The sequence below is a fragment of the Edwardsiella anguillarum ET080813 genome (assembly GCF_000264765.2).
Lineage (GTDB): Bacteria > Pseudomonadota > Gammaproteobacteria > Enterobacterales > Enterobacteriaceae > Edwardsiella > Edwardsiella anguillarum.
Genome location: NZ_CP006664.1, coordinates 3870225 through 3883825 on the forward strand (window position 1 = coordinate 3870225; position 13601 = coordinate 3883825).

Annotated in this window: 13 protein-coding genes and 1 other annotated feature; of the genes, 4 read left to right on the forward strand and 9 right to left on the reverse strand. The window is 55.6% G+C overall.

Translation table 11 applies throughout. The features are described 5' to 3' along the window. Positions 1-51: 51 nt before the first annotated feature. Positions 52-177 (reverse strand) — a sequence feature (Phe leader region). From pheM to ETEE_RS17390, 7 genes are all read right to left on the reverse strand, one after another. Beyond that, complete coding sequence (pheM, locus tag ETEE_RS21415) at positions 128-172, reverse strand: pheST operon leader peptide PheM (protein ID WP_106120997.1); 45 nt, start codon at positions 170-172, stop codon at positions 128-130. It overlaps the preceding feature by 45 nt. Positions 178-334: 157 nt before the next feature. Further along, positions 335-691, reverse strand: coding sequence for a 50S ribosomal protein L20 (rplT, locus tag ETEE_RS17365; protein ID WP_015461533.1), 357 nt, complete (start codon positions 689-691; stop codon positions 335-337). Between the two features lie 43 nt (positions 692-734). Beyond that, positions 735-932, reverse strand: coding sequence for a 50S ribosomal protein L35 (gene rpmI, locus ETEE_RS17370; RefSeq protein ID WP_005293643.1), 198 nt, complete (start codon positions 930-932; stop codon positions 735-737). Positions 933-1028: 96 nt separating this feature from the next. Continuing rightward, on the reverse strand, positions 1029-1571 hold the full coding sequence (gene infC, locus ETEE_RS17375) for a translation initiation factor IF-3 (RefSeq protein ID WP_034163363.1): 543 nt from the start codon (positions 1569-1571) through the stop codon (positions 1029-1031). A 3-nt stretch (positions 1572-1574) separates the two neighbouring features. After that, complete coding sequence (gene thrS, locus ETEE_RS17380) at positions 1575-3503, reverse strand: threonine--tRNA ligase (protein WP_034163362.1); 1929 nt, start codon at positions 3501-3503, stop codon at positions 1575-1577. Between the two features lie 227 nt (positions 3504-3730). Then, positions 3731-5746: a choline BCCT transporter BetT gene (betT, locus tag ETEE_RS17385; protein WP_034163361.1), complete on the reverse strand. Its 2016-nt coding sequence runs from the start codon at positions 5744-5746 to the stop codon at positions 3731-3733. A 501-nt stretch (positions 5747-6247) separates the two neighbouring features. Continuing rightward, positions 6248-6739, reverse strand: coding sequence for a hypothetical protein (locus tag ETEE_RS17390; protein ID WP_034163360.1), 492 nt, complete (start codon positions 6737-6739; stop codon positions 6248-6250). 948 nt (positions 6740-7687) lie between these two features. Between ETEE_RS17390 and ETEE_RS17400 the strand changes: the two genes are divergently transcribed. Next, a complete protein-coding gene (locus ETEE_RS17400) occupies positions 7688-7924 on the forward strand; it encodes a YobH family protein (RefSeq protein ID WP_034163358.1) in 237 nt (78 codons plus the stop codon). Positions 7925-8227: 303 nt separating this feature from the next. Next, positions 8228-8737 carry a DNA starvation/stationary phase protection protein Dps gene (dps, locus tag ETEE_RS17405; RefSeq protein WP_034163357.1) on the forward strand — a complete coding sequence of 170 codons (510 nt, stop codon included), beginning with the start codon at positions 8228-8230 and terminating at the stop codon, positions 8735-8737. 76 nt (positions 8738-8813) lie between these two features. Here dps and pfkB read toward each other — a convergent pair whose 3' ends face one another. After that, complete coding sequence (pfkB, locus tag ETEE_RS17410) at positions 8814-9767, reverse strand: 6-phosphofructokinase II (RefSeq protein WP_034163356.1); 954 nt, start codon at positions 9765-9767, stop codon at positions 8814-8816. A 224-nt stretch (positions 9768-9991) separates the two neighbouring features. Here pfkB and ETEE_RS17415 point away from each other — a divergent pair, with 224 nt between their 5' ends. After that, the gene (locus tag ETEE_RS17415) at positions 9992-10234 is read left to right on the forward strand and encodes a DUF4060 family protein (protein WP_012848661.1); all 243 of its coding nucleotides are present in this window, start codon (positions 9992-9994) and stop codon (positions 10232-10234) included. Positions 10235-11596: 1362 nt separating this feature from the next. Further along, positions 11597-12718, forward strand: a complete 1122-nt coding sequence (gene ompC, locus ETEE_RS17420) for a porin OmpC (protein WP_034163355.1) — start codon at positions 11597-11599, stop codon at positions 12716-12718. A gap of 69 nt (positions 12719-12787) precedes the next feature. On the opposite strand, the gene ETEE_RS17425 is transcribed toward ompC, so the two are convergent. Beyond that, on the reverse strand, positions 12788-13597 hold the full coding sequence (locus ETEE_RS17425) for an alpha/beta fold hydrolase (RefSeq protein WP_034163354.1): 810 nt from the start codon (positions 13595-13597) through the stop codon (positions 12788-12790). Positions 13598-13601 lie beyond the last annotated feature (4 nt).

The following is a 13601-nucleotide window of genomic DNA, read 5'->3' on the forward strand; positions in this document are numbered from 1 at the left end:
CATCGTACTACGGCGCGCCGCTTCGCACGCCGCGCAACGCGCGGCGATAATAAAAAAAAAGCCTCCACGAGGGAGGCTTTTGGCGCTATTTTCCGTTTCTTTTCTTATGCGCAAAGCCTCCTGACGATCAGGCGCTAAAGTAAAAAAAGAAACGGAAAATAGCAGCGTTCATGCTTGCGTTACCTTGAACATTCAGAACGTATTGAAATCTCTGTCTATTGAAAGATCCAGCGCGGAGAATGTCAATAAATTATCGCTAGCCCTGCGCAGTTCTGACGAACAATGCTCCAGGCTCAAAAGCAAAAGAGGGAGCAAGCTCCCTCTTTCATCTGACTTACGCCAGAGCCGCTTTCGCTTTTTCAACCAGGGCGGTGAACGCCACTTTGTCGAATACAGCGATGTCGGCCAGGATCTTACGGTCGATTTCAACAGAAGCCTTTTTCAGGCCATTGATGAAACGGCTGTAAGAAATGCCGTTCTGACGGGCAGCAGCGTTGATACGTGCGATCCACAGCTGACGGAACTGACGCTTACGCTGACGACGGTCACGGTAAGCATACTGGCCTGCTTTGATCACTGCCTGGAAGGCAACACGATATACGCGCGAACGGGCACCGTAGTAACCTTTCGCCTGCTTCAATACTTTCTTGTGACGTGCACGTGCAATCACACCACGTTTTACGCGAGCCATATGCTCTCTCCTAAAGTCTTATTCTTGATTCAAAAAAAATTACTTATGCGTACGGCAGGCACGCTACAACCAGACCCAGATCGCCTTTGGAGACCTGAGACTTCGGACGCAGGTGACGCTTACGCTTGGTAGATTTTTTGGTCAGAATATGACGCAGGTTAGCATGTTTACGCTTGAAACCACCACCGGCGGTTTTCTTAAAGCGCTTGGCCGCGCCACGCACAGTTTTAATCTTAGGCATTTCGATTTCCACTTCGCATTGTTAATTACAACGAATCAGTGAGGCGAACGGTTCTACGGTCGGAAAACCGAACCGCAGAACCCTTACTTGATAGCCTTACTGTTTCTTCTTGGGAGCGAGCACCATGATCATCTGGCGGCCTTCGATCTTCGACGGGAAGGACTCGACCACTGCCAGTTCACTCAGATCGTTCTTGACGCGGTTAAGCACTTCAATACCGATCTGTTGGTGCGCCATCTCACGACCGCGAAAACGCAGCGTGATCTTGGCTTTATCGCCATCTTCCAGAAAGCGAACCAGGCTGCGGAGTTTTACCTGGTAGTCGCCATCATCTGTGCCAGGACGGAATTTGATTTCCTTGATCTGGACAACTTTCTGTTTTTTCTTCTGCTCTTTGCTAGCCTTACTCTTCTCATAGAGGAATTTGCCGTAATCCATGATACGACAAACCGGCGGTTCAGCGTTGGGGCTGATTTCGACCAGGTCGACGCCAGCTTCCTCGGCCTTCTCAAGAGCTTCTCTCAGACTGACAATACCAATCTGCTCGCCATCCACACCTGTCAAGCGAACCTCTTGGGCGCGAATTTCCCCGTTAATACGATTAGGACGCGCCGTTTGAACTCGTTTTCCGCCTTTAATACCTTATTCCTCCAACTGATGAAGACTACGGCTGCGAATCTCTTGCTGCAGCTTCTCGATTACGTCGTCAATGCTCATTACGCCCAGGTCTTTACCGCGGCGCGTACGCACTGCCACTTTGCCGGCTTCGACTTCTTTGTCACCGCAAACCAGCATATAGGGGACGCGACGTAAAGTATGTTCGCGAATTTTAAAGCCAATCTTCTCGTTTCTCAAGTCTGATTTTGCGCGAATACCGGCGGCCTGCAGTTTTTTGCTCAATTCTTCGACATATTCAGCCTGAGAATCGGTGATATTCATCACTACAGCCTGTACCGGCGCCAGCCAGGTTGGGAAGAAGCCGGCAAACTCTTCGGTCAGAATACCGATAAAGCGCTCCATGGAGCCCAGGATAGCGCGGTGGATCATCACCGGCACCACGCGTTCGTTGTTTTCGCCAACGTAAGAGGCGCTCAAGCGACCCGGAAGAGAGAAGTCGAGCTGCACGGTACCACACTGCCAGGCGCGATCCAAGCAATCATGCAGGGTAAACTCGATCTTCGGCCCGTAGAAGGCCCCCTCACCCGGCTGATATTCAAACGGAATCCCGTTCTCCTGCAGCGCCGCGGCCAGGTCCTCTTCCGCGCGATCCCAGATCTCATCGCTGCCGATGCGCTTCTCCGGACGGGTAGACAGCTTCACTACGATTTTTTCAAAGCCGAAGGTGCTGTACATGTCGTACACCATCTTAATGCAGCTGTTGACCTCGTCGCGGATCTGCTCTTCGGTACAGAAAATGTGCGCATCGTCCTGGGTAAAGCCGCGGACGCGCATCAGGCCGTGCAGGGAGCCCGACGGCTCGTTGCGGTGACAGCTGCCAAACTCGGCCATGCGCAGCGGCAGATCGCGGTAGGACTTCAGCCCCTGGTTGAAGATCTGTACGTGACCCGGGCAGTTCATCGGCTTGATGCAGTATTCACGATTCTCTGATGAGGTGGTGAACATCGCATCCTTGTAGTTTTCCCAGTGGCCGGTCTTCTCCCACAGCACGCGGTCCATCATGAACGGACCCTTCACTTCCTGGTACTGGTACTCTTTCAGCTTCATGCGCACAAACGCTTCCAGCTCGCGGAAGATGGTCCAGCCGTCGTTGTGCCAGAACACCATGCCCGGCGCCTCTTCCTGCATATGATACAGGTCGAGCTGTTTACCGATCTTGCGGTGGTCACGCTTGGCCGCCTCTTCCAGGCGCTGCAGGTAGGCGTTCAGCTGCTTCTTGTCTGCCCAGGCGGTACCATAGATGCGCTGCAGCATCTTGTTATCGCTGTCGCCGCGCCAGTAGGCGCCGGAGGACTTCTGCAGCTTAAAGTGGTGGCAGAAGCGCATGTTCGGCACGTGCGGACCGCGGCACATGTCGACATACTCTTCATGATGGTACAGGCCGGGACGATCGTCGCGGCTGATGTTCTCGTCGAGGATCGCCACTTTGTACGGCTCATCGCGCGCGACAAAAGCGTCACGCGCCTCTTGCCAGCTGACTTTTTTCTTGATGACGTCGTAGTCTTTTTCCGCCAGCTCATGCATACGCTTATCCAGGCGATCGAGATCTTCCTGGGTCAGCGTGTGATCCAAATCGACGTCATAATAGAAGCCGTTGTCGATCACCGGGCCGATGGCCATTTTGGTTTGTGGCCACAGCTGCTTAATGGCATGCCCCAGCAGATGGGCGCAGGAGTGACGCAGAATGTCTACCCCTTCCTGATCCTTGGCGGTAATGATGGCGACCGTTGCGTCGGCATCGATTAAATCGCAGGCGTCGACCAGCTCACCGTTGACGCGGCCGGCTATACAGGCTTTTGCCAGACCCGGGCCGATATCGCGGGCGATGTCCATGACAGATACGGGATGGTCGAAATGACGCTGACTGCCGTCAGGAAGCGTAATAACAGGCATTTGAATTCCTTATCTACAGTGGTGACCCACACGACAGGTCACATATAGAAAAAAGTTTTGTTGAGTTTCAAGGATTGTCGGTGCGTTCCTGCTCTACTTAGCAAGACGCGTACGCTGCACCATCAACAACTCTGCGGATAGCACAGCGGACTAACACCGCACCGGGCAATATTACCCCCCTGCGGCCGCAATTGCCAACCGCAATCCCGGCCGCGGAAGGGATTGCCCTACTCCGGCACGCGCTCGCCGCGTATCAGGTGCAAAAAGTGAATGTGCTTTTCATACTGATCCAGAATATCGTGCAGCACCTGCTCCTGGGTCCAGCCCATCAGATCGTAATCCTGTCCACCCTCTTTCAGATATACCTCGGCGCGATAGTAGGCCTCATCCTCGCGCGGGCTCTCCTCTTCATCCAGCCCGGCCATGGCGAAGGCCGGCTTGCGATAGGTACGCGGCCGCACGCCGTAGCAAAAGTCCATATCATCGCCAAAGTCGACCCGCAGGCTAAGGCGATCGTCCGCCTCCTCCGTCAGGCTGGCCGACTTGCCCTGCCGCCCCAGCTCCTCCTGCACCATCAGCATCGCCGGACGGATCACCTCGGCAATAAAGCGACGCACCTGCGAGCGCTTGGGATAATAGACGATATTGCGCAGGCGGCGCTGCCAGGGGATCGGGTTACGGCTGGCCGGCGGCGCAATGGTGGTCATCTGCTGACTCTCCTTTTTATAGATGTCGACCCGCAGCGCCTTGAGCAAACCATAGATCGCCAGCAGCAGGATCAGCGCAAACGGCAGCGCGCTGGCGATAGTGACGGTCTGCAGCGCGCGCAGCCCTCCGGCCAGCAGCAGGACGATCGCCACCACCCCCATCAGCGCGGCCCAAAAGACACGCTGCCACAGCGGCGTATGTTTGACGCCACCGGAGGCCAGAGTGTCCACCACCATCGCCCCGGAGTCGGCCGAGGTGACAAAAAACACCACCACCATCACCATGGCGATAAACGACAGCGCGGTCGGAAACGGAAAGTGCTCCAGGAAGTTAAACAGCGCCAGCGAGACATCCGTCTGCACCGTTCGCGCCAGATCGGCGGCGCCGCGGTGGGCGATCAGCTCAATGGCGCTGTTGCCAAACACCGTCATCCACAGCAGGGTAAAACCGGCGGGGACCAGCAGCACGCCGGTCACAAACTCCCGGATGGTTCTGCCGCGCGACACGCGGGCGATAAACATGCCGACAAAAGGCGACCAAGAGAGCCACCAGCCCCAGTAGAGCAGCGTCCAGCCTCCTAGCCAATCGCTCGATTTCGGCTCATAGGCATAAAGATTGAAGGTCTTGCTAATAATCTGCGACAGATAGCCGCCGGTGTTCTCAACAAAGGATTTGAGCAGCAGCACCGTCGGTCCCAGCGCAGCGACCAGGATCATCAACAGCACCGCCAGCCCCAGGTTCAGCTCCGACAGCATACGGATACCGCGATCCAACCCGGAGACCACCGACAGCGTCGCCAGCGTCGTGATCCCCACGATCAGCGCCACCTGCACGCCGGCGGAAATGGGCAGGCCAAAGAGATGATTAAGCCCGGCGTTCACCTGCAGCACGCCGTAGCCCAGCGAGGTGGCCACCCCCAAGACGGTACCGATGACGGCAAAAATATCGACCGCGTGGCCCGCAGGGCCATAGATGCGCTCGCCGATCAGCGGGTACAGCGCAGAGCGCAGGGTCAGCGGCAGCCCATGGCGATAGCTAAAGAACGCCAGGATCAGGCCGACGATGGCGTAGATAGCCCAGGCGTGCAGCCCCCAGTGAAAAAAGGTCAGCGTCATCGCCTGCTTGGCCGCGGCGATCGTCTCGGCGCTGCCCTGCGGCGGCGACAGGTAATGCATGGCGGGCTCCGCCACCCCAAAAAACATCAGACCGATCCCCATGCCAGCGGAAAACAGCATGGCAAACCAGGAAAAATAGCTAAACTCCGGCTCGGCATGATCCGGCCCAAGCTTAATGCATCCATAGCGTGAAAATCCTAAGTAGGTCACGCTTAACAGAATTAATGCGACGGCTAAAATATAAAACCAACTGGCGTTGGCAAATATCCCTTGTTGTATGGACTGAAACCAGCGATCCGCCTGCTGCGGTAACATCCCGGCAAACAGCACAAGCGCAATAATAAGGACGGCTGAAATAATAAATACGGGGGGGTTAATCGTTCGATGTTGCTTATCTATATTCGTGCCATTATGACTCATGTTATACCCTCACGTTGAGTTTATAATGCGCGCAATTTACTCATCCTTAATGTGAAAATTACCCGGTTAAAATGAACGCCCGCAGCAAAAAAAGAGAGGACGATGGAAGAAGAACGGCAAGATCATAAGGAAAAACATGGTTGATTTCAATGAATACAGCTAATTTTACAGAAATGATGGCGCAAAAAAAGCGCGCTATCACGGCGCGGCGTCCCTTTATCATCGGCTTCGCGGCGGCCTATTTTACGGCGATAATCTAGCGCAAAATGGGGCGATAATTAACCGCGCTAGCCCGGCAATCACGATGGTATCCCCCCATTCTCCCCGGCGGCGTGAGATGCGGCAGCCATGATTGCCCCCGACCGAATCCAGGCCCTGCCCCCGTTAACGCATGGCTTGCGCCATGCGCATTGCTCCGGCGTCAGGCGTTCCCGCTGCCCACGCGGCGGGCGGGCGAAGACGCGCGAATTCACCGCAGGCCCCGCCCCGGCGCATCCGGACTCAGCGCGGCTGCAGCAGCGCAAGCAGGCGCTCCGCCGCCGTATTGAACGCCGAGAGCGCCGTATCGTTAACGCCCTGCGGCGTGATCCCCTGCATCGCCACGCGCCATGTCGCGACGCTCTCCTTCAGCGCATCACGCTGCGCCTGGCTATTGAGCGTGGGGTATACCGTCTGATACTGGGCATCGATAATCTGGCGCGACGCCTGTAAGATCTGCGTGCTGCAGGCGTTGATGCGATCGCGCTCAGGCAGAGGGACACTGTGGGTCAGCCATTGACCGGCAACGAAGTTTCGCGCCTGGGCATGTTGAGAGAGATGGCGCATATTGACCACCAGATCCGCCGCCGTCTGTAACGGGGGAAACGTCTGCGCCTGCGGCACATCGCACTGATAGCTGCTGCGCAGCGTCTGCGGCACGCTCTCCGTCGCCTGCGGGCCAGCGCTGCAGCCGGCCAGCAGACACGCCGCCAGCAGTGAAAGATATTGTTTCATCACATATTCCTCGCTAGGTAGGCCGCGATGATAGCAAGCGTACGCCACAACTCAATCTCTAGGGTAAAATTTCCCGCGGTGGCCAAGGCGGCGGGCGTTGCGCAAGGCTCTTCCCCGAGCGCAAAAAAAGAGACAGATCGGTGAGCTATATCACACTCGGTCGCTGAAGATTCCGCTATGTTTATTTCATCCGAGGCAACGAAAGGAGTTAAATGGTACATTTAATTACGTTCGTGACGGCAGTGAGTTGTAGCACCCAACGGACCCTCGTCTTGGCCTGCCCGGAATAAGCCACTGAGTAAACGGCGCGGGATTTCTGCCTCGCGGTGGTCATGCCCTTAATATGTAGCACTCCATTATCTGAGGCCTCATTCGTGAGGCCTCTTTACGCTTTTGCGCGCGCATTCACACCTCTCCCCGCGCTTAGCGTGGCGACCCATTTTATTGTCTGCGCCGGCTCCCGCTCGCGCTAAAACCCCCTAGGCTAAGCCGCAGCCTGGCCTTCGGCCAGCGCGATAGAGCCGCACTCGGAAAAATAAAAAACCCGGCGCATCCCGGGTTGTTATTTAGAATACTTATTCTGGCGCGTCGCGTTTATTTCTTTTCTCCGCCCGCCTTTCCTTCAGCGTCTTCTCTGATTTCTTCTTGGTGGCCTTATCCTTTCCTCTACTCATAAACACCTCGCTTATTTTTGATAGTACTCAGTTTCGGGAAACCAAACATCTTCATATCCGCAGGCTCATTAATAGCAAAGGCAAAAAATAAAAACAAGGCCATCTCTGGTATTTAAGGAGCGCATAAAATAATCACCCTCGACTATCCGCACGCAGACGGATATCGGCGCCTCAGTCGATGGGAAAAAGCTCGCCCATCTGACTGATTATGATAATATTTCACTAATTTTCTACCGTGAGCGCCGCAGGCCGGCGCCAGGCCTAAGGAGTTGTCATGCGTCTGCTAAAAACCACCCTAATCCTGCTGATCGTCATCTATCTGGTCCTGCTATTCAGCGGCTATGGATTTCTGATCAGCAGCCGTAAAAACCTAGGCGGCCTGGGGCTCCAGTGCCAGTATCTGACCGCCCGTTCGCTGGTAACCCAGACACAGATCCACGATAGCAACGGCGTCATCGGTATCGCCGAATGCCCGCTGTTTAAAGCCATCAGCACCCCCCTGGGGCAGTAGCCCCGCCGTGAGTCGGGCTGCCTCCCCCGACGAGGCCGCGGGCGCGATAGCCCGCAGCCGTCACGCATCGGGCGCCTGACGGCCATGCACATCCGGCGATAAGGCACATGCCGGCGTAGCCTCCGCGGCCAGAGAATGAAAAATAAAACACACGACGACCACAAACGATAGGTGATACCTATTCAATCGATACCGACAACCCCTTAGCTATCCTCCCGCTTCGCTCCCTATACTGACACAAACAGTACGTATTCTTGCGCTGTCCAACTGAATAAACGAAGTAAATCAATGGGAGAAATAATAATGAACGTAACCCCGCTGAATAACACCGCTCTGGACGCCGCCCTGGCGACCACCCGCAACGATCTGGCACCGGAGATCAAGCAGCAGACCATCGCCCAGTTACAGCCCCTGGTCGCTGAGTTCATCGATCTGGCTCTGCTGACTAAGCAGGCGCACTGGAACATGAAAGGGAAAAACTTTATCGCGGTGCATGAAATGCTGGATGGCTTTCGTACCGCGCTACTGAATCACCAGGACATCTTCGCCGAACGTATCGTTCAGCTGGGCGGCGTCGCGCTGGGGACGCTGCAAACGACCGCCGCCGCCTCATCGCTGGCCCCCTACCCGCTGAATATTACCCGCGTCCGCGAGCATCTGTCCGCCCTGGCGGAGCGCTATGCCGTCGTCGCTAACCACACCCGGGCGGCGATTAGCGCTACCCAGGATGAGGACAGCGCAGACATGCTGACCGCCGCCTCGCGCGATCTGGATAAGTTTCTGTGGTTCATCGAGGCCCATCTGGCCGACTAGCCCTAGGCGATGCGCTATCGACGCGGGACGGCGGATGCCCCCCGCGTCTTTCCTGATCCACGCCATCCGCGGCGGATTAAAAGGGGTGCGGCTGCGGGTGGTGGGCCTCAATATAGGCCGCGATCTCGGCGACATCGCTCGCCTGACAGAGCTCGGTGCCATGGCGCAGCGTCGCCGCGGTTCCGGCCGCAACGCCGCCGATCGCCAGCGCGCTCAGCGATCCTCCCTGGGCCAGCTGCAGCGTCATCGCCGCGACCATACTGTCGCCGGCGCCCACCGTCGTCAGCGCCTTAATCGGCGGCGGTGTCACCTGGATCCAGGCCCGGCGATCGACGGCGATCGCGCCCTGCGCCCCCAGCGAAACCACCACATACTGCGCGGCGCCCTGTAATACCAGCGCGTGGGCCGCCTGCAGAACCGAGGCCGGTTGAGTCATATCCCGCCCGCTCAGCGTCGCCAGCTCCTTTTGATTGGGTTTAATCAGCGTCAGTCCCCCCAGGCTCACCGCCGCCATCAGGGCATCGCCCGAGGTATCGACGACGCAGCGAATACCGCGCTGACGAAGGTGGCGCAGCAGCGCGGAAAACCGCGACGGCGTAATGTTCTCCGGCAGACTCCCGCTCACCACCAAAAGGGCATCAGCGGGGATCTGATCAAGCCGCTGCGCTAGGAGATCGAACTCCCGCGGCGTCAGCGCTGCACCGGGCATCACAAAACGGAACTGCTCGCCGGTCGCCGTCGCACTGACATGCATATTCTGACGCGTCCAGGCCTGTGCCGCGATCGGATCAACCGCCACCCCCTCCTCCTGTAGCAGCGTGGTTAAGTGCGCGCCGGTCGATCCTCCCGCCGGATAGATGGCCACGGCGCTTCTCCCCATACGATGAATGGCCCTGGCCACGTTGATCCCACCGCCGCCCGGTTGGTATAGGGCCTGGCTGCAGCGTAGCTTACCCTCCGGATATATTTTGGCCGTGCTGGTCGAACAGTCCAGTGAGGGAGACAGCGTAAGGGTATAGATAGGGTTCATATGCGCTCCTTAATCGGTAGGATTCGCTTTAGCGTAGCATGCCTGGCCTCCCCGCATCCCACGGATTGCGATAGGGGATCCCGCTAAGCGTAGTCGATCGATATGGTTAACTAAATAGCGGAAATTCTAACTGAAACATGTCGAAGTATAGGGAATGGTGTTATAACAGAAAGGTCAGCCTAGGCTGAACAGAGCAAATTGATGGATTTATGTAGGGAGCCTGTATGAAGCGAATCATTAAAGGCGATACAAACTTCTCTCACCTTGTTGTTGCCCATGCGGCCATCGACCAACATGCAAACGCCTTCGGCCGCACCCGTCAGGGATGGCCTTGCATCTACCACCTTAAATACCGAGATAAGCTCATTGCCGTAGAGGTCGTCACTCGACGGCAATCCTATGTCGCGACCGTCATGGTCGGCGCCCGCAATCTGACCAAGCTGTGCGGTATGCCAACCGCAGCCTAAAAAACCAGGGGCACGCAGACCGCGCTGCCCCGATCCGAGATCGCTATCTTCCACCCCTGGCGCCACGGCGCACTGCCGGGGTGAAAACCGTGCATGGCAGCGTTACTTGCCAGCTATCCTCTGCAAATAATTCCATTCATAACAATAGATTGCCACAAATCCATGAATATGGCCTTGCAACTCAGTCGCAACGGCGCTTAAGTAACTAGGCAACCTACCCAACGATAGTTAAAGAGAGGCTACTATGAGTAAGGGAATGGATAGCAAAAAAAATGCTAAGAAAAAACCGCAGAAAACGCTGGTGGAAAAGCGCGCGGCAAAACGCGCTAAACGCGCCCACACGGAGGATGTGGTAGAATAAAAACGGCAATGATTCTTAGCAAATAAACCCGCTACGGCGGGTTTTTGTATTATATGCGGGAGCGGAGGATCCTCTGCGCAGCTCCCGATGGGCGTGCGGAGTGCAGGTAGCACTGGCATAGGCACCTTCGCCGGATATTGACGATGCCGTGACGTTTCTCCCCCTCTCCCTCTTGGAAAATAATCACCATCGACGCCTCTCAGATCTCAGACAACGCTTAAAAAACACCTGCCAAGAGCATTATGTTTATACCCCGTCCGGCCATCTTCAAAACGCATCTTTTGTTAAAAATAAAAATCGAAACCGATATAACACCGGAGAAGTATCGTTGGACACCTCACCCGGTTGAGCGCTTATCGAGGCCACAGCACAAATAATCAAGCATGATTCTGAGACACGCACGACGCGTCTGACAATACAGCGTAGAATAACTAGAAAAGCGTATCCTAAATTAATATTATTAATGAGTTAGACCAGGTTCCGCCGGTTCAAAGGCTAACAACAACAGATGAACTCGATGATTTGTAAGGTATTCTTATAAAAAAAAAGCCAACCCGAAGGGTTAGCTTAAAAATATTTAAGACACAGTAAAAATAAAATGCAGTAACAATGATGAGATTTAAGTATACAACAACAATAGGAATAACATTGACATTTTGTGTGATCGCCAAAAATTCGACCTCACCGTCAAGACAAAGAGCGTAAAGAGCGTAATGAATAACAAAATGTTGAGCATCCGGTGGGCGCGCAAAAAACATACGTAATGTCATAAAATATAGCGCATTTTACATTTATACATAATTAATTACGCCATTTAATAAATTAAATGGAACTCTGCTTTTTATTTAGCTGAAAAAACACCTATGATTAGGGCGTGCCCGATGTGTTTACTTCGACAGATGGAACGCAATTTAGTTCTCACTCGCAGCACGAAAAGACAAAATAAGCAGTGGCATCTCATACCTGACCGCACCGGTCAGCAACTAAGAAGGAATATTATTGTGAAACGTAATCTGCTGGCAGTCGTTATTCCTGCTCTGTTAGTTGCAGGCGCAGCTAACGCTGCGGAAATCTACAACAAAGACGGCAACAAGCTGGATCTGTACGGTAAAGTAGATGGTCTGCATTACTTCTCTCAGGACCATAACAAAGATGGCGACCAGTCCTACGTCCGTTTCGGCTTCAAAGGCGAAACCCAGATTAACGATCAACTGACCGGTTATGGCCAGTGGGAAGCACAGGCTAACGTTAACCAGCCGGAAAGCAACTCCTCTAACTTCTTCACCCGTCTGGGCTTTGCCGGCCTGAAGTATGGCAACTACGGCTCTATCGACTACGGTCGTAACTACGGCGTGCTGTACGATATCGAAGGCTGGACCGACGTGCTGCCTGAGTTCGGCGGCGACACCTCTGCCCAGTCCGATAACTTTATGGCCCAGCGTTCCAACAACCTGGCCACCTACCGCAACAACGGCTTCTTTGGTCTGGTTGACGGTCTGAACTTCGCCCTGCAGTATCAGGGTAAAAACGATGCCAAAGGCGAAAGCAACAACGGCCGTAACGAGCTGACTGAGCAGAACGGCGACGGCTTCGGTATGTCCACCTCCTACGATCTGGGCTGGGGCATCAGCGCCGGTGCGGCGTACACCACCTCTAACCGTACTACCGATCAGAAGTGGCACGGCAATCAGGCTAACTCCAACGTTGCCGGCGGTAACAAAGCCCAGTCCTGGGGCGCGGGTCTGAAGTATGATGCCAACAACATCTACCTGGCTACCATGTACACTGAAACCCAGAACATGACCCCGTTCGGCTCCACCGGTATTGCCAACAAGGCGAAGAACTTCGAAGCCGTGGCCCAGTATCAGTTCGACTTCGGTCTGCGTCCGTCCATCGCCTACCTGCAGTCTAAGGCCTCTGAGCTGAACTCCTACAACGGCTTTAACGGTGGCAAGGCTGACCTGGTGAAATACGTTGACCTGGGTGCGACCTACTACTTCAACAAGAACATGTCCACCTACGTTGATTACAAAATCAACCTGCTGGATGAGAATGACTTCACCCGTGCTAACAGCATCAACACCGATGACATCGTTGCGCTGGGTCTGGTTTACCAGTTCTAATTCCACTCCTGTGGATAGCAAAAAGGGGCCTCAGGCCCCTTTTTTTATCTGTCTCACGCCGATACCGGCTTAGCCTGGCAGACTCTGCTGCAAAAACGCCAGCAGCAGCTGGTTCACCCGCTGCGGCTGCTCCAGCGTACAGATATGCCCGGCCTCAGCAACCACCTCCTGACGGCAGTTCAACATCTCAGCCATCAGGTATCCTTCCAGCGGTGGGCGCGGTCGATCCTCCGCCCCGGTGATCACCAGCGCAGGCATGCGCAGCCGGCTCAACAGATCGCAGCGATCCGGACGACCAAAGATCATCCGCCCCAGCGGAACGATGCTGTTGCGCAGCGTCTCAGCGGGTAGCCTGGACAGACGCTGGCTCAGCGCGGCGATCAGGTCGGGCTCCGGCGTCTGGCGGAAGAACAGCGGCGCTATCTGCGCCAGCAGCGGCGGCGGGATAGCCCCGGCCTGCTCGATAGCCTCCAGCATGGCAAAATAGCGCTGATGGGTTACCTCCGGCTCACGTCCCACGAACGTATCCATCAGAACCAGCGCCGCACAGCGATCGCCGGCCAGCGCCGCCAGCTCGGTTCCCCACATTCCACCGACGGACAGCCCCACCATCGCAAAGCGATCGATCCCCAGGCTGTCCAGCAGCGCCAGGGTATCCTGTGCCAGACAGGTCAGCGAGCGGTGCCCCTCCGGTAGCGCCGCAGAGCGGCCGTGTCCCCACAGCTCCGGTACGATGACGCGGTAGCGGGCGCTCAGCGCCTCGATCTGCGGACGCCACATATCGGCATCGAACAGGTAGCTGTGGCCCAACACCAGCGGAAAGCCGCTGCCGTGGTCCTCATAGTACATATCGCGCTGGTGTAAATGCAGTATTGGCATACGA